A 17,211-nucleotide genomic window follows, 5' to 3' on the forward strand; every position below is an offset into this window, starting at 1 on the left:
GCGACGTTACCCTTTGGTTTTGGCGCGCAATCTGCTTTCTATTTCTTCGCGGGCGCTTTGCGTCGCCTTGAGCGAGATGGTGGCGCTGCCGTTGTCATTGTCGGTTCGCGAAACGACGTCGCCATTGCGGTAAAGCCAGTCGACAAGACCGAACTGTGCTGGCTCGATCGTCACCGTCAGGTCTTCGAGTTCGCCCGCCATGCGCGTTTCGATGATCGCCTTCAGCGCATCGATGCCCTCGCCGGTCACCGCCGACACCGCGACCGGCGGCGCCTTGCTGGCGTCGGTGCCGTCGGCAAGCAGCCGGTTCCTGTTGCCTTCGTCAAGCCTGTCGATCTTGTTCCACACTTCGATGACCCGCTTGGCGTCGCCGGCATCGACACCGAGATCGGCGAGGATGCGTTCGACATCCTCGGCCTGCGCGGCTGTATCGGGATCGGAAATGTCGCGCAGGTGGATGACGAGGTCGGCCTCGACCACCTCTTCCAGCGTGGCGCGGAAAGCGGCGATGAGATGCGTCGGCAGGTCCGAGATGAAGCCGACGGTGTCCGAAAGGATAATCGGCGTGCCATGCGGTAGCCGCACGCGGCGCAGCGTCGGGTCGAGGGTGGCGAACAGCATGTCCTGAGCCAGCACGCCGGCTCCGGTCAGCCTGTTGAACAAGGTCGACTTGCCGGCATTGGTGTAGCCGACGATCGCCACCACCGGAAACGGCACCTTCTTGCGCTTTGCGCGGTGCAGGTCGCGGGTGCGGCGCACGGTTTCGAGTTCGTGTTTCAGCTTGATGATCTTGTCCTGAAGGACGCGCCGATCCGATTCGATCTGCGTTTCACCGGGACCACCGAGGAAGCCGGCACCGCCGCGCTGGCGCTCGAGGTGGGTCCAGCTGCGCACAAGACGGCCCTTCTGGTAATTGAGATGGGCAAGCTCGACCTGCAGCGTGCCTTCCTTGGTGCGCGCACGCTCGCCAAAAATCTCAAGGATCAGGCCGGTGCGGTCCAGCACCTTGGCATTCAGTTCCTTTTCGAGATTGCGCTGCTGCACCGGCGTCAGCGGATGGTCGACGATGACCACTTCCGCATGACCCTCTTTGACGATTTCGGCGAACTCGGCGACTTTGCCGCTGCCGAGCAACGTCGCCGGGCGCGGATCGTTGACGGTCACCACCGCCGTGTGGATCAGGTCAAGGCTGATGGCGCGGGCAAGGCCGACGGCCTCGTCGTGACGAGCGTCAGCCGAACGCGTCAGCCGCGGACGGTTGGTATCGTCGTCACCGCGCGGCTGGCGCGTAAGCACCGGCACGATGACAACGGCCCGGGTCGGGCCCTTGGCTTCCGTCCCGGGATGATGTGCTGGTTTTCCGCGAACTGGTGCGTCCGCGTCTTTCTCACGTGCCAATCAGGCGCCCTGGCTTTCCTCGCCATCGAACATCTGAACCGGCTGGCTCGGCATGATCGTGGAAATGGCGTGCTTGTAGACGAGCTGGGAATGACCGTCGCGGCGCAGCAGGACACAGAAATTGTCGAACGAAGTGACCACGCCGGTCAGCTTCACGCCGTTGATAAGGAAGATGGTGAGCGGGTTCTTGCTCTTGCGAACTGAATTCAGGAACAGGTCCTGAAGGTTTTGCGATCGTTCCGCCATTGTTCTTGTCTTTCGCCGATCCCCTTCGGTTTGCAAGCCAATGCGCCAAATTAACGGGCACATGTCAAGCGCGCAAACACCCTCTTGTCGTCAGTAACGACAAGCAGAACGAGATAAATTGATGTTCATTCCACCTGTGCGGTTATCAGGCTGGACTTTTTTCCGCAATGTCAAAAAAGGCCTTACGCAAGGAAAGTGTTACTGAGCCGGGGTGTCCATTGGCAACCGGATCGCCGTCGATGGCCACCACCGGCATGGCAATTGTGGTCGCGGAACTGATGAACGCCTCACGCGCTGCCTTGGCCTCGGCGACGGAAAAACCACGTTCCTCGATCTTCAAGCCAAGGCTGGCCGCCACCTCGAACATGGTCGTGCGGGTGATGCCGCGCAGGATGCCATGCTCGGCCGGCCTGGTGACCAGAACGCCATCCGTGGTGACGATCCAGGCGTTCGACGAGCCGCCTTCCTTGACCATGCCGTCGCTGTCGACGAACCATGCCTCCTGCGCACCGGCTTCCTTGGCCTTCTGCTTGGCCAGCACGTTAGGCAGCAGTCCGACGCTCTTGATATCGACCCGGTCCCAGCGATTCTCCGGCACGGTGATGACCGCAATGCCGGTTTCAGCCCGCTTTGCTCCGGCGGCAGGATCGGCTTTCCTGGCTGTGACCACCAGGGACGGCCTGGTGTCCGCCGACGGGAAGACAAAGTCGCGGCTGGCGACGCCACGCGTGACCTGGACATAGACCAGGCCATTGGCGACATGATTGCGGTTGACCACCTCGCGCAGGATGAGCGGCAGGACACCGCGCGTCACCGGCCAGGCAATCGACAGTTCGGTCAGCGAGCGGTTCAAACGGGCCAGATGGCGCGGCATATCGACGATGAAGCCACGCGCCACCTCGCAGACCTCGTACACGCCATCGGCGAACTGATAGCCGCGGTCCTCGATATGCACGGAAGCGTCCGCATGAGCGACGTAGCGCCCGTTGACATAGGCAATGCGCGGCATTGGCGACCCCTGGATAATTCTCGGGCTTTCTTATGCGATTCCGCCGCTGCCGTAACCGGCAAATGGTTGGCCCAAGCGCGGCCGATCGGACGTCGCGCCTGTCAGACGCCCAGCGACTTCAGCTTGCGGTGCAAAGCGGAGCGCTCCATGCCGATGAACTCGGCGGTTTTCGAGATGTTGCCGCCAAAGCGGTTGATCTGGGCGATCAGATAGTCCTTCTCGAACTGTTCGCGCGCCTCGCGCAGCGGCAGCGCCATGATGTGCTGGTCGGATTGATTCGGCGTGCGCGGCATGACATCGCCGATTTCGGACGGCAACAGGTCGGCGGTGATCGGCGCATCGACGTCATCGCCGCGCGCCAGGATCATCAGACGCTCGACATTGTTGCGCAGCTGGCGGACGTTGCCCGGCCAGTTGTGCGCCTGCAGCACGGCCAGCGCGTCATCGCCGATGCGGCGCGGCTTGATGCCGGCCTGGCGGGCGATCTGCTTCATGAAATTGTCGACGAGGTAGGGAATGTCCTCGCGCCGTTCGGCCAGTCCCGGCACCATTACCGGAACCACCGCCAGGCGATGATAAAGGTCCTCACGGAAACGACCGTCGGCAATCATCGCTTCGAGGTTCTGCGAAGTCGAGGAAATGATGCGCACGTCGACCTTGACCCGCTTGGTGCCGCCTACCCGCTCGAACTGCTGCTCGACCAGCACGCGCAGGATCTTGTTCTGCGTCTCGCGCGGCATGTCGGCCACTTCGTCGATGTAGAGGATGCCGCGATGCGCCTCCTCGAGCGCGCCGACCTTGCGTTCGACACCGTTCGATTCGGTGCCGAACAGCTCGATCTCCATGCGCTCGGGCGTGATGTTGGCGGCGCTCAGTGTCACGAATGGCGCGCCCTTGCGTGCCGACAGCGTGTGGATGGCGCGAGCGGCCAGTTCCTTGCCCGAACCTGAGGGGCCGATGATCATGACGCGGCTGTTGGTCGGCGCGACGCGCTCGATGGTCTGGCGCAGTTGGCTCATTGCCGACGACATGCCGATCAGATCGAAGGTTTCGCCGCTGCGCAGCTTGAGGTCGGAAACCTCGCGCCGCAATTTCGAGGTTTCGAGCGCACGCTCGGCAATGAGGATCAGCCTGTCGGCCTTGAACGGCTTTTCGATGAAGTCATAGGCGCCGCGACGAATGGCGGAGACCGCGGTTTCGATGTTGCCGTGCCCGGAGATCATCACCACCGGCAGGGTCGGGTGCATCGTCTTGATCTCGTCGAGCAGGGCCAGGCCGTCCAGACGCGAGCCCTGCAGCCAGATGTCGAGGAAAATCAGCCGCGGCGCCCGGTCGGCGATCGCCGCCAATGCGCTGTCGGCATCGAATGCCGTGCGGGTTTCGTGACCTTCGTCGCTCAGTATGCCTGCGACGAGTTCACGGATGTCTTCCTCGTCATCGACGATGAGAATATCAGACGCCATTACCGACCTTTTCAGTTTCTCGTTCGTTTTCCGTCCTGCTTTCGCCGCGCGGAGGCGCGACCGCCACAGGCGGCAAGATGATGCTGATCATCGCGCCGCGCCCGCCGTGGAAATCCGCGGGCGCATCATGAAGCTCCAGCCTGCCACCATGGTCCTCCACGATCTTCTTGACGATAGCGAGACCGAGCCCGGTGCCCTTCTCGCGTGTGGTCATATAGGGCTCGAGCAGCCGTTGGCGATTCTCGCGCGGCAGCCCCTTGCCATTGTCGATGACGTCGATGCGAATCGCGCCATTCTGGCGGCCGGCTTGAATCCGGATTATGCCGTGCGAACCATCCTTCTGTTCCAGCCCATCGATCGCTTCGGCGGCGTTCTTGATCACATTGCCGAAAGCCTGCGCCATCAGCCGGCTGTCGAACGTGCCCTTGAGCGGCTCGCTGCCGAATACCCGCTCGAAGGTGATGTCGGCGCGGCTGACCTCGACCAGGAACGAGGCCTCGCGTAGCGATTCGCGCAGGTCGATGGCCTTCATTTCGGGCTTCGGCATGCGGGCGAACGCCGAGAACTCGTCGACCATGCGGCCGATGTCCTCGACCTGCCGGATGATGGTGTCGGTGCACTGGTCGAAAACCTCGCGGTCCTCGGTTATGACCTTGCCGTAGCGGCGCTTGATGCGCTCGGCCGACAGCTGGATCGGCGTCAGCGGGTTCTTGATCTCATGCGCGATGCGCCGCGCCACGTCGGCCCAGGCGGATGAGCGCTGCGCCTGAACCAGATCGGTGATGTCGTCGACCGTCACGACATAGGATTTCTCCTCCGCACCGTCGTCGCCGGCCTCGATGGTGATCTGCACGTTGAAGGTCCGCTCGGCACCGGCGCGATAGAACGTGACTTGCTCGCGGTAGACCGGTTTGCCGGACTTGCGGCCGATCTCGAAGACGCGGCCGACATGCGGCAGCACGGCGGAGAGGTTTTGTCCAAGTGCCGCGTTGGCGGATATGGCCAGCATCGCCTCGGCCGAGCGGTTGACGATGGTGACGATGCCATAAGGGTCGACGCCGATGACGCCGGCGGTGACACCGGCAAGCACCGCTTCGGAGAAACGGCGCCGTTCGTCGATCAGGTCCTTGGCGGACAGGATCTCGTTGCGCTGTGATTTCAGTTCGAGAAGCATCTTGTTGAACGTGTCGCCGAGCGAGGCGACATCGCCGTCCGATGGCCTGACGGGAACCGCGACGTCGAGATTGCCGGTCGCCACCTCGTCGGCGGCGCCGATAAGCTGGCGAATCGGCCGCACCAGGCGATCGGCAACGGCAATGCCGGTCCATATCGCGGACAGGATGATGATCAGCGTCAGCGACAGATAGGGCAGCGCGAAGGCCACCTGCGACGTGCGCCTGTTATCTTCCAGCCCGCGATATTCGTCGGTGTTGGATCTGACGATCTGCCGCGCCTTGATCACTTCGGGATCGACGAGGCGAATGGTGTAGAGATAGAGCCCATCGATCTCGCGCAGCTTGACGATGGCGCCCATGATGTTGCGCGTTTTCGGCTCGATCAGCACCGGCTTGCCGTCGGAGGCGCTGGCCACGGCGCCTTCCGGCGGCTCGGGCATGGCGAAATCGGTGTCGGTCTTGGCGCTCATGACGAACGAGCCGTCGGGTTTGATCAGCGCTGCATGGGCCAGCGACCGGCCCACGGCTTCCTTGTTCATCAGGTCGAGAAAGCCAGTCCGATCAAGGCCATAGAGCGTCCTTGACGCGTCGAGATCATAGGCCATCGACAGCGTCGTGCCCTGGAGGTTGCGGGCGTTTTCCTGGACATAGGCATCGGCGATCGACAATGACGAATTGACGATCGTCTTGGTGCGGATTTCGAACCAGCGGTCGAGGCCGATGTCGAGCGTGATCGAGGCGATGATCGCCACCATGATGGCGGGAATTGCGGCGACCAGGGCAAACATTGCGACGATGCGCACATGCAGCCGCGAGGCCGCCTTGCCGTGCCGGCGAGCCATCAGGATGCGGTGTACTTCGCGTCCGACCAGCGCGATGAGGAACAGGACGAATATGGCATTGAGGGCGATCAATGCGAGCGTCGTCGACTCGTTGGGCGTAATCGGCGTGGCGCCGACGAGGATGGTGAACGAGATCGCCGCCGTCACCAGCGCGCCGCCGACCGCGACCACACCGGGCAGCGCAAGCAGCCTGCGCCCGTCGCGTGCGCCGGGTTCGCTGAAAAGCGGTTGGTTGAGTGTCGGTGCCTGCGGAGCCATGTCGCCGTCTAGAGCCATCATTGCGTCGGATGTATGCAACGCATTGTGGCGATTATGCAACAAGTGTGACCGAGACGGAAATCTTTCGCGAGATGGTCCCCTGAAAAGAGCCCGGGCTCGGATCAGGGCTCAGGGCTGTCGCGATGATTTGTAGACGTTGACGCCGAGGTCGCGAATCTTCTTGCGCAGCGTGTTGCGGTTCAAGCCCAGCAGTTCGGCGGCCTTGATCTGGTTGCCGCGGGTTGCCGTCATCGAGGCCAGGACCAGCGGATACTCGACCTCGGACAGAATGCGCTGGTAGAGACCGGCAGGCGGCAAATCGCCGGCAAACGAGGCGAAATAACGCTGCAGGAAATGCTCGACCGCCTGGCCGATGGACAGGTCGTCGGGAATGAGGTTGCCGCCGCCCGGCACCACCGGGCGCTCGCCGGTCTTGAGCTCGGCTTCGATGATCTCGGCCGAAATCTCATCCTGCGAATAGAGCGCGGCGAGCCTGCGGACGAGGTTTTCCAGTTCGCGCACATTGCCCGGCCAGGGGTAGCGCTTCATCAGTTCGATGCCGCCCGACGAAATGCGCTTGGTCTGCAGGCCTTCCATCTCGCCGAGCTTGAAAAAGTGCCGCACGAGGTCGGGCACGTCCTCGGAGCGCTCGCGCAGCGCCGGCAGCCTGAGCGGCACGACGTTGAGGCGATAGAAAAGATCCTCGCGGAAAAGCCCCTGGTTGATCAGCGTGCGCAGATCCTTGTTGGTGGCGGCGACGATGCGCACGTCGGTCTTGATCGGCGTGCGTCCGCCAACGGTCGTGTACTCACCCTGCTGCAGGACGCGCAGCAGGCGCGTCTGCGCTTCCATCGGCATGTCGCCGATCTCGTCGAGGAACAGCGTGCCGCCTTCGGCCTGTTCGAAGCGACCGGTGGAGCGGTTCTGGGCGCCGGTGAAGGCGCCCTTCTCGTGGCCGAACAGTTCCGACTCGATCAGGTCACGCGGGATCGCCGCCATGTTGATGGCGACGAACGGGCCGCCGCGGCGGCGGCCATACTCATGCAGCGCACGCGCCACCAACTCCTTGCCGGTGCCGGATTCGCCAGAAATCATCACCGTCAGGTCGGTCTGCATCATGCGCGCCAGCATGCGGTAGATGTCCTGCATGGCCGCCGAGCGGCCGACCAGCGGCATCGCGTCAGGTTGCTCTTCCGGCCGCGCATCGATCTTCGGCCGCCGCGGCTCGGAAAGCGCCCGGTTGACGATGTTGAGCAGTTCGGTCAAGTCGAATGGCTTCGGCAGATATTCATAAGCGCCGGTTTCGGATGCACGGATCGCCGTCATGAAGGTGTTCTGGGCGCTCATGACGATAACGGGCAGCTCCGGCCGCGCCTTCTTGATGCGCGGCAGCATGTCGAAGGCGTTCTCGTCCGGCATCACCACATCGGTGATGACCAGATCGCCCTCGCCCGCCGCCACCCAGCGCCACAATGTCGAAGCGTTGGAAGTGACGCGCACCTCGTGACCGACGCGCGAAAGCGCCTGGTTGAGGACGGTGCGGATCGCCGCATCGTCGTCGGCGACGAGAATATTGCCGCGAACGGTCATTTGCGGTCTCCTTCACCGTCTTCATCGGCGCCGTATGGCACCTCTTTCCAGGCCGGCATCAGAATGCGGAATGTGGTCCCGCKCGGCGTCGATTCGCATTCGATGATGCCGCCATGCTCGCCGACGATCTTGGCGACCAGCGCCAGCCCCAGCCCCGAGCCGTTCGGCTTGGTGGTGATAAAGGGATCGAACAGGATCGGCAGGATATCTTCCGAGACGCCGGAGCCATTGTCGCGCACGCAGAATTCCAGCGGCAGCGATACGCGATCCTGCGTGCCCGGAACGGAAACACGGATGCCCGGCCGGAAGGCGGTCGACAGCACGATCTCGCCCTGCGGGTCACTGCCGATTGCCTCGGCGGCGTTCTTGACCAGGTTGAGGAACACCTGGATGAGCTGGTCGCGGTTGGCAAACACCGGAGGCAACGAAGGATCATAATCCTCCATTATCTTGATTCTCTTGGCAAAACCGTTCTTGGCAATCGCCTTCACATGGTCGAGAACGACGTGGATGTTGACGGGGTAGCGATCGATCGGCCGCTCGTCGGAAAACACCTCCATGCGGTCGACCAGCGACACGATGCGGTCGGTCTCGTCGGTAATCAGCCGCGTCAGCGCGCGGTCCTCGTCGGAAGCCGACAGTTCGAGCAGCTGGGCAGCACCGCGGATGCCGGAGAGCGGGTTCTTGATCTCATGGGCAAGCATCGCCGCCAGGCCGGTCACCGAGCGCGCAGCGCCGCGGTGCGTCATCTGCCGGTCGATCTTGTCGGCCATCGACCTTTCCTGGAACATCACCACGACGGAGCCTGGAAATTCCGGCACCGGCGCGACATAGAGATCGACGACCTTCTCGATGCCCAGGCGCGGCGACGACACGTCGACCCGGTATTCGTTGACTGGAGCGAGGCGTTCGCGCACCTGATCGACCAGCGTCAGCAGCGGGCTGCCGAAGGGAATGAGTTTCGACAGCGTGTTGCGGGCGAGCATGGTCGCGCTTGAGCGGAAAAAGTCCTCGGCATCGGCATTGGCGTAGGTGATGAACCCTTGCTCGCTGATCATGATCACCGGACGCCGGATGGTGTTGAGCACGATCTGGGCGGCATCCGCCATTTCAACACTCTGGCCAGCGGCGGCGATCATGCGGCGCTCCGCAGGTTCGACGGTTGCGCATCGTGCGAAAACACATCGCGCAGCATGGCGATGACGCGCGCGGGCTCGAATGCGGTCAGTATGGCCTTTCGGCTGTCGTCAGCCATGCCGCCGGCATGACGGTCGAGATACCAGCCAAGATGCTTGCGCGCCTGGCGCAGGCCACTTTCGACGCCATAGAGCGCCAGCATGTCCTCGTAGTGGGCCACGACATAATCGGCCAGCGCTATCCGGTTCTGCGGCACCTTGGCCGCTGCCTCGCCCGTCGCGGCCGCCGCGATGCTGCCAGCGATCCAAGGCGCACCGTAATGCGCGCGGCCGATCATCACGGCATCGGCACCTGACTGGTCGAGAATGGCAGCCGCTTCCGCCGGCGAAGAAACATCGCCATTGGCGACGACCGGGATCGACACCGCTTCCTTGACCCGGGCGATGGCGCGCCAGTCGGCCTTGCCCTGATAGAACTGGCAGCGCGTGCGGCCGTGCACCGTCACCATCCTGACACCGGCCTGTTCGGCGCGGCGCGCCAGCATCGGGGCGTTGAGTGCGCCTTCGTCCCAGCCCAACCGCATCTTGACCGTGACCGGCACCTTGACCGCGCCGACCACGGCGTCGATCAGCGACAGCGCGTGGTCGAGATCCAGCATCAATGCCGAGCCGGCATAGCCACCGGTAACCTTCTTGGCCGGGCAGCCCATGTTGATATCGATGATGTCGGCGCCCTCGCCAGCGGCGATCCGCGCGCCTTCCGCCATGTGCGCCGCCTCGCGGCCGGCAAGCTGCACCATGTGAACCGGCAGGCCGGAATGACGAATGCGCAGGTCGCAACCGGCCCTGCCCTTGGCAAGCTCGCCGCTGGCGACCATTTCGGATACGACAAGACCGGCGCCATGCGCATGGGCGCGCTGCCGGAACGCCTCATCGGTGATGCCCGACATCGGCGCCAGGAACACGCGATTGCGAATTTGCACACCGCCGACGTCGAGCGGCGCGGCCAATTTGGTCAAATCAGGCATGCACAAAAACCAAGCATATTCATTCGTTGCACATTCTCTAGCCAGAACCGGCGCAATGTGCAACGCGGAATGACGCCACATTAAGGCGCAATTGGGAAAAATGCTGGCCTTCCAAATTGGCGCCAGACGCCCCTTGGAAGGCGCAAAGGACGCCTTCGAAGTTCATATTTGGCGCACGATCTTTTCCGAAAACCGATTACACTTTCCGGGATCGTGCGCTAAGCCAATCTGCATGACTGACGCAAGTGAAAATTCGAGTGACGATGGCAAGGTCGCCGTGGTGATCGTCGCCGCCGGCCGCGGCGCTCGCGCCGGGCAGGCCAACGGACCCAAGCAGTATCAAAGTATTGGCGGCCACGCCGTCATCGCCCACACGATTGAGATTTTCCTGGCCCACCCGCGGACCAGCGAAGTTGTTGTCGCCATTCATGCCGATGACCACGAGCTGTTCCAGCAGGCAGCAGGCGCCAACGCCGGGCGGGTCATCGCCATCATGGGCGGGGCGACCAGGCAGGCTTCGGTGCGGCTCGGACTGCTCGCACTGAGAGGCCACGCGCCGGGCCGGGTTCTGATCCACGACGCCGTCCGCCCGTTTGTTGATGCGGAGTTGATCGACCGGACCATCGACGCCATCGGCGAGCGCGAGGGCGCGCTGCCCGCCCTGCCCGTCGCCGATACGCTGAAGCGCGAGTCGGCCGCCGGCGTCGTCGGAGAAACCGTTTCCCGCAGCGGACTTCACGCCGCGCAGACGCCACAGGGCTTTCCGTTCTGGCCCATTCTTGCCGCGCACGAGAAAGCCCATCACCTGGGGAAAATGGACTTCACCGACGACGCCGCGATCGCCGAATGGGCGCATATTCCGGTAAGGATCGTTCCGGGTTCACCGGACAATGTCAAACTCACCTGGGCACGGGATATTGCAATGGCGGACCAGCGGCTTTCCGGCGACCGTGCGCGCTTCCCCGATATCAGAACCGGCAATGGCTACGACGTGCATGCCTTCGAACCTGGCGACCATGTCACCCTGTGCGGCGTCGCCATCCCGCATGACAAGAAACTTTCGGGCCACTCCGACGCCGATGTCGGCCTGCATGCCTTGACCGATGCGCTGCTGGCGACCTGTGGGGCCGGCGACATCGGCACGCATTTCCCGCCGTCCGATCCGCAGTGGAAAGGCGCTGCATCTCGTATCTTCGTCGAACATGCGGCAAAGTTGGTGCGCGAGCGCGGCGGTCGCATCGCCAACGCTGACATCACGCTGATCTGCGAGGCGCCGCGCGTCGGCCCGCATCGCGAGGCGATGACGGCAGCCCTGTCACAGATGCTGGCAATTTCCCCTGATCGCATCTCGATCAAGGCGACAACCAACGAAAAGCTCGGCTTTGTCGGCCGCGAGGAAGGCATAGCGGCCATCGCCACCGCCAGCGTGGTGTTTCCCGGCGAGGTGCCGGAATGACCAACGACGAGCTGGCAAACGCGCTGCTTCAGGCCTGCCAGCAGCGCGGCATCATGCTGGCAACGGCGGAAAGCTGCACCGGCGGCATGATCATCTCCGCGCTCACCGACATTGCCGGCTCGTCCGCCGTGGTCGATCGCGGCTTCATCACCTATTCGAACGAAGCGAAGATGGACATGCTCGGTGTTTCCCCCGCCACGCTTGAGGAGTACGGCGCGGTTTCACGCGAGACGGCGATCGAAATGGCAAAGGGCGCGCTGGCCCGTTCGCGCGCCAAGCTGACGCTGGCGGTCACCGGCATTGCCGGCCCCGGCGGCGGCTCGGCGCAAAAGCCTGTCGGCCTGGTCTGGTTCGGCGTCGGCTTGGACGGCCAGGCCGTGACCGCAGAGCGCCAACTGTTTGCCGACAAGGGTCGCGATTTTATCCGCCGTGAAACAGTTGGGCATGCGCTGGAACTGGGACTGCGTGCGCTCGGCCAGCGTTAAAGTGCGACGCGCTTTAAGTCTTTGTATTTATGCCTATCGTTGTTCCGCTGCGCACTTTTGGGCGACATGCATCAGGCCGACGATGCAACACCATAGATGACGTCGGCGCGCTTCTCGAAAGCCTCGGCGAACATGCGGAAGGCGCGATCGAACATGGTGCCCATCACCGCGCCCAGAATGCGGCTCTTGAATTCATAATCGATGAAGAAGCGGACAATACAGCCTCCGCCATCGGGTTCGAAGCGCCAGACATTGCTCAGATATTTGAACGGGCCATCGATGTATTTCACGTCGATGGTGTTCTCGTCGGGTTTCAGCAGCACCTGCGTGGTGAAGGTTTCGCGGATCGCCTTGTAGCCGATGCTCATGTCGGCGACGAGAACGGTGCGTCCGTCACGCTCCTTGCGCGAGCGCACCGTCAGCGCTTCGCAAAGCGGCAGGAACTGCGGATAGGCCTCGATATCGGCAACCAGTGCGAACATCTGTTGCGGCGTATGGGCAACCCGGCGGGTGGCTTCGAATTTCGGCATAAACCGGCCCTAAAGCGCGTTGCGTTGAAACGGATTCATGCGACGCGCTTTGGATTCCTTGTTTTTATGCATGTCGTTCTCCCAAAACCGAGGTCACTTTTGGGCGACATGCATTAGAGCGATTTCTTGAGAAGCGCTTCCCGCGCCGCACGCAGCCTAGCGAAATCGTCGCCGGCGTGGTGCGACGAGCGCGTCAGCGGGCTCGACGCCACCAGCAGAAAACCCTTGGTCCGGCCGATCGTCTCGAAGGATTTGAACTCCTCCGGGGTGACGAAGCGGATCACCGGATGGTGCTTCTTGGACGGCTGCAGATACTGGCCGATGGTCATGAAGTCGACATTGGCCGAGCGCAGATCGTCCATCAATTGCAGGATTTCGTTCCGCTCTTCGCCCAGGCCCACCATGATGCCGGACTTGGTGAAGATCGACGGGTCGAGTTCCTTGACCCGCTGCAACAGCCGGATTGAATGGAAATAGCGGGCGCCCGGACGAACCGTCAGATAGTTCGACGGCACGGTCTCGAGATTGTGGTTGAAGACGTCGGGCTTGGCCGCCACGACGATCTCCAGTGCGCCTTCCTTACGCAGGAAATCGGGCGTCAGGATTTCGATCGTCGTCAACGGGGTCGCCGCCCTGATGGCGCGGATGACCTCCGCAAAATGCTGCGCACCGCCGTCGGCGAGATCGTCGCGGTCGACCGAGGTGATGACGACATGGGTCAGGCCCATCTGCTTGACCGCGTGCGCGACGCGGGCCGGTTCGTCGGGATCGAGTGCGGTCGGGATGCCGGTGGCGACGTTGCAGAAGGCGCAGGCGCGTGTGCAGATCTCGCCCATGATCATGAAGGTGGCGTGCTTCTTCTCCCAGCACTCACCGATGTTGGGGCAGCCGGCCTCTTCGCAGACGGTCACCAGCTTGTGCGACTTCACGATCTCGCGGGTCTCGGCATAGCCCTTCGAGACCGGCGCCTTGACGCGGATCCAGTCGGGCTTGCGCAGCACGTCCTGATCGGGCTTGTGCGCCTTTTCCGRGTGCCGCAAGCGCGGTGCGTTGGCAATCGTATCGAGGACAGTGACCATCTGGAAACCTGGTTTGTTCGCGACAGCCAGTCCGGCTTTCGCTGTCATAACGTCATCTAAGACTTTTCAACTCAAAGAAAAAGGCCGCCGCAGCGCATGCCGCGGCAGCCCTTTTCGCATAGCAGTTGTTCAACGATGTTAACGGCGCACCAGGCGTCCGACCCAGATCAGCAGGCAGGCGCCGATAAAGCCGGTGATCAGATAGGCCGTCCAGCCGATGCCGAAGACACCGACGTTGAGCGCCTGCAGGATGGCGTTCAGCACGATCGCACCGACGATGCCCAGAACAATATTCATGAAGATCCCGGTGTTGCTCTTCATGACCATTTCGGCGAGCCAGCCTGCCAGGCCGCCGATAATGATTGCTGCTATCCAACCGACGCCATTCAAGTGCATATGCCCTCTCCTTGTGTGATGGGTGAAAATGCATCCGCAAACGAACATCCTTGCCGCCGGGTTCCATCGATTACCCGCGGTCCTGATTTATCACGCGTTGAGCGCCCGGCCATAGGCGTCGAGCACGCTTTCCTTCATCATTTCCGAGAGCGTGGGATGCGGGAAGATGGTGTGCATCAATTCTTCCTCGGTCGTCTCCAGGTTCATCGCCACGACAAAGCCCTGGATCAGTTCGGTCACCTCGGCGCCGACCAAATGCGCGCCGAGCAGCTGACCTGTCTTCTTGTCGAAGATGGTCTTCACGAAGCCCTGGTCCTCGCCAAGCGCGATGGCCTTGCCGTTGGCGGCGAACTGGAAACGTCCGACTCGGATATCCCAGCCCTCGGCCTTGGCCTTGGCCTCCGTCAGGCCGACGGAGGCGACCTGCGGATTGCAGTAGGTGCAGCCCGGAATCTTGAGCTTGTCGGTGGCATGCACGCCGGGAAAGTTGGCAATCTTTTCGACGCACACCACGCCCTCATGCTCTGCCTTGTGGGCAAGCATCGGCGGGCCGGCGACATCGCCGATGGCATAAATGCCGGGCACATTGGTCTTGCCGTAGCCGTCGACGACGATGCAGCCGCGGTCGGTCTTCACGCCGAGCGCCTCAAGCCCGAGGTTTTCGATGTTGCCCTGCACGCCGACGGCCGAGATCATGCGGTCGGCGGTGATCTTCTCGACTTTGCCGTCCTTCATCTCGACATGCGCGGTGACCGAGTTCGCGCCCTTCTCGACCTTGGTCACCTTGGCCTCGAGAATGATCTTCATGCCTTGCTTCTCGAACTGCTTTTGGGCGAATTTCGAGACTTCGGCGTCCTCGACCGGCATCACCGCAGGCAGGAGTTCGACAACCGTCACTTCGGCGCCCATGGTGCGGTAGAAGGAGGCGAATTCGATGCCGATGGCGCCTGAACCCATCACCAGCAGCGATTTCGGCATCTCCTTCGGCACCATGGCTTCGAAGTAGGTCCAGATGAGCTTGCCATCCGGCTCGATGCCGGGCAGCGCGCGCGGCCGGGCGCCGGTCGCCAGAATGATGTGCTTGGCGGTGTAGGTGCCCTCGCCCTTGACGCCCTTCGGCACCGGCGGCTGCGGCTCCATCGGCGTCTTGGCCGTCTTGGACACGACGATCTCACCCGGCTTCGAGAGCTTGGCTTCGCCCCAGATCACGTCGACCTTGTTCTTCTTCATCAGGAAGGCAACGCCGCCATTGAGCCGCAGCGAGACTTTTCGCGAACGGTCGACCACGGCAGAAGTGTCGACGCTGACCTTGCCGTCGAGCTTCAGCCCGTAATCCTTCAGGTGATCCGAATAGTGCATGATCTCGGCCGAGCGCAGCAGCGCCTTGGTCGGAATGCAACCCCAGTTGAGGCAGATGCCGCCGAGATGCTCGCGCTCGACGATCGCCGTCTTGAAGCCAAGCTGGGCGGAACGCACTGCCGTGACATAGCCGCCCGGGCCGGAGCCGATGATGATGACGTCGTAGTTCTCAGCCACGATTTTCTCCTTGATTCACGATTCCAGCATGCCGCGCACGAGGGGCGCTAACGCCTCGCCGATGTTGCGCGTGTTTTCGGCATCGAGATGGACGCCGTCGAGCGGTGTACATTTAGCGACGCTCGCTGCATCAAAAAAGCCGCAGCCCATCTCGTTGGCGGCTGTTTGATAAAAGCCGGCGAGCTTGGGCGACTCGATTGCACCCGTTCCCAACATTTCGGCGTAGTCCACCTTGCGAGTTTCCACGATATGCGGTGGCGCAACCAGAATAATCCTGGGGGCGGCACCGCCGAATGGATAGGCGTGCCCCCGCACGATTTCGACGAGGCGTCGCATGCCATAGGACGCTATGACCGCGCTGCCATGAATCGACGGCTTCATGTCGTTGGAGCCAAGCATGATGACGATCAGATCGATCGGCGAATGCGTGCTCAGGATCGTCGGCAATATCCGGGCGCCGTTTCGGTCCGCGCCCGACAAGAAGTCGTCATAGGCCGTGGTGCGGCCGCCCAGTCCCTCTGCAATGACGTGAAAGCTCGGTCCGAGCGCTCTCGCCAGTGTGGTTGGCCACTGGTCTTCATGTTCATGTCGACTCAAAGTCTCCGGGTTGTGTCCCCAGGTCAGCGAATCGCCGTAGCACAGAACTGTCTTCATGCACCCACACCCACCTGTGCCTTGATCGAACCGCGTCTCACCCGCCAGTTCACGAACAGCCAGTGAAGAATGATCGTCACCAGCCCCGGCAGGCCAAAGCCGACCACCATGGGAATGTCCTTCTTCACCACCGCGGCACCGCTGTCGGCGTAGAGGGCAAGCGCGACCAGCAGGGCAAGCGCGACCAGCAGGGCAAGCAACACCGCAAACATGATCAGCAGCCACTTACCCGTCCTGGCCACCGCCGCGACCGGATCCGTCATGAACTCCGCCACGAAGAAGACGAAGGTAACCATGAAGGTCACCAGCACCGAGAACATGAAAACGAGGATGTATTCTTCCTCGGCGCCAGTGGCGATGGCCAACCACTGCGCGACCAGCCCGCCGGCCAAACCGGAAAGAATGAAAGCGAAAAGGCTGGTGAAGAATGTCCGCACCGCCCTTTCCCTTCCTAGACCAGCATGCCCATCGGGTTTTCGATCAGGCGTTTGAAGGCAACCAGCAATTCGGCCCCCAGCGCACCGTCGACGGCGCGATGGTCGGTCGACAGCGTCACCGACATGACGGTGGCGATTTTGATCTCGCCATTCTTGACCACCGCCCGCTCCTCGCCGGCGCCGACCGCCAGGATCGTCGCATGCGGCGGGTTGATGACGGCGGCAAAGTCCTTGATGCCGAACATGCCGAGGTTCGATACCGCCGTGGTGCCGCCCTGATACTCTTCCGGCTTCAGCTTGCGGCTGCGGGCGCGGCTGGCCAGGTCCTTCATCTCGTTGGAGATGGTGGACAGCGTCTTTTCGTCCGCCTTGCGGATGATCGGCGTGATCAGGCCGCCCGGGATCGACACCGCAACGCCGACATCGGCATACTTGTGCTTGACCATGGCGCTTTCGGTCCACGACGCATTGGCATCCGGCACCGCCTTCAGCG

Annotated in this window: 17 protein-coding genes; 2 read left to right on the forward strand and 15 right to left on the reverse strand. The window is 62.6% G+C overall.

Features of this window, described 5'->3' with window-relative positions:
• Window positions 1-6: 6 nt before the first annotated feature.
• From hflX to dusB, 8 genes are all read right to left on the reverse strand, one after another.
• Entirely contained in the window at window positions 7-1,398 is a 1,392-nt protein-coding gene (hflX, locus tag AC1D2G_RS33325; protein WP_457152299.1) for a GTPase HflX, read from the reverse strand.
• Window positions 1,399-1,644, reverse strand: coding sequence for an RNA chaperone Hfq (gene hfq, locus AC1D2G_RS33330; protein WP_006202172.1), 246 nt, complete (start codon window positions 1,642-1,644; stop codon window positions 1,399-1,401).
• 145 nt (window positions 1,645-1,789) lie between these two features.
• A complete protein-coding gene (locus AC1D2G_RS33335; protein ID WP_457152298.1) occupies window positions 1,790-2,653 on the reverse strand; it encodes a D-amino-acid transaminase in 864 nt (287 codons plus the stop codon).
• Window positions 2,654-2,754: 101 nt separating this feature from the next.
• Complete coding sequence (gene ntrX, locus AC1D2G_RS33340; protein ID WP_095091615.1) at window positions 2,755-4,116, reverse strand: nitrogen assimilation response regulator NtrX; 1,362 nt, start codon at window positions 4,114-4,116, stop codon at window positions 2,755-2,757.
• Entirely contained in the window at window positions 4,106-6,391 is a 2,286-nt protein-coding gene (locus AC1D2G_RS33345) for a sensor histidine kinase NtrY-like (protein WP_477419374.1), read from the reverse strand. The genes ntrX and AC1D2G_RS33345 overlap by 11 nt, the downstream gene beginning before the upstream one ends.
• A gap of 129 nt (window positions 6,392-6,520) precedes the next feature.
• Window positions 6,521-7,981: a nitrogen regulation protein NR(I) gene (ntrC, locus tag AC1D2G_RS33350; RefSeq protein ID WP_095091616.1), complete on the reverse strand. Its 1,461-nt coding sequence runs from the start codon at window positions 7,979-7,981 to the stop codon at window positions 6,521-6,523.
• Window positions 7,978-9,120 carry a two-component system sensor histidine kinase NtrB gene (locus tag AC1D2G_RS33355; RefSeq protein ID WP_477419376.1) on the reverse strand — a complete coding sequence of 381 codons (1,143 nt, stop codon included), beginning with the start codon at window positions 9,118-9,120 and terminating at the stop codon, window positions 7,978-7,980. The genes ntrC and AC1D2G_RS33355 overlap by 4 nt, the downstream gene beginning before the upstream one ends.
• Entirely contained in the window at window positions 9,117-10,145 is a 1,029-nt protein-coding gene (gene dusB, locus AC1D2G_RS33360) for a tRNA dihydrouridine synthase DusB (protein ID WP_477398852.1), read from the reverse strand. Before dusB ends, AC1D2G_RS33355 begins: the two co-directional genes overlap by 4 nt.
• 232 nt (window positions 10,146-10,377) lie before the next feature.
• Between dusB and AC1D2G_RS33365 the strand changes: the two genes are divergently transcribed.
• Window positions 10,378-11,601, forward strand: a complete 1,224-nt coding sequence (locus AC1D2G_RS33365; protein WP_477398854.1) for a bifunctional 2-C-methyl-D-erythritol 4-phosphate cytidylyltransferase/2-C-methyl-D-erythritol 2,4-cyclodiphosphate synthase — start codon at window positions 10,378-10,380, stop codon at window positions 11,599-11,601.
• Complete coding sequence (locus AC1D2G_RS33370) at window positions 11,598-12,086, forward strand: CinA family protein (RefSeq protein ID WP_477398856.1); 489 nt, start codon at window positions 11,598-11,600, stop codon at window positions 12,084-12,086. Before AC1D2G_RS33365 ends, AC1D2G_RS33370 begins: the two co-directional genes overlap by 4 nt.
• Window positions 12,087-12,157: 71 nt before the next feature.
• Here AC1D2G_RS33370 and AC1D2G_RS33375 read toward each other — a convergent pair whose 3' ends face one another.
• The 7 genes from AC1D2G_RS33375 to AC1D2G_RS33405 form a co-directional block, all read right to left on the reverse strand.
• A complete protein-coding gene (locus tag AC1D2G_RS33375; protein WP_095091621.1) occupies window positions 12,158-12,616 on the reverse strand; it encodes a type II toxin-antitoxin system RatA family toxin in 459 nt (152 codons plus the stop codon).
• Between the two features lie 113 nt (window positions 12,617-12,729).
• A complete protein-coding gene (gene lipA, locus AC1D2G_RS33380) occupies window positions 12,730-13,695 on the reverse strand; it encodes a lipoyl synthase (protein ID WP_477419388.1) in 966 nt (321 codons plus the stop codon).
• A gap of 138 nt (window positions 13,696-13,833) precedes the next feature.
• Window positions 13,834-14,091: a GlsB/YeaQ/YmgE family stress response membrane protein gene (locus AC1D2G_RS33385; protein ID WP_095091622.1), complete on the reverse strand. Its 258-nt coding sequence runs from the start codon at window positions 14,089-14,091 to the stop codon at window positions 13,834-13,836.
• A gap of 90 nt (window positions 14,092-14,181) precedes the next feature.
• Window positions 14,182-15,627, reverse strand: coding sequence for a dihydrolipoyl dehydrogenase (gene lpdA, locus AC1D2G_RS33390; RefSeq protein WP_477419378.1), 1,446 nt, complete (start codon window positions 15,625-15,627; stop codon window positions 14,182-14,184).
• A gap of 15 nt (window positions 15,628-15,642) precedes the next feature.
• Window positions 15,643-16,281, reverse strand: coding sequence for an SGNH/GDSL hydrolase family protein (locus AC1D2G_RS33395; RefSeq protein WP_477419380.1), 639 nt, complete (start codon window positions 16,279-16,281; stop codon window positions 15,643-15,645).
• A complete protein-coding gene (locus AC1D2G_RS33400; protein WP_477419382.1) occupies window positions 16,278-16,718 on the reverse strand; it encodes a hypothetical protein in 441 nt (146 codons plus the stop codon). Before AC1D2G_RS33400 ends, AC1D2G_RS33395 begins: the two co-directional genes overlap by 4 nt.
• A 14-nt stretch (window positions 16,719-16,732) precedes the next feature.
• The coding region (locus AC1D2G_RS33405; protein ID WP_477419384.1) for a 2-oxo acid dehydrogenase subunit E2 at window positions 16,733-17,211 on the reverse strand (479 nt) is incomplete at its 5' end.

This window comes from Mesorhizobium sp. P2_C7 (genome assembly GCF_056404515.1).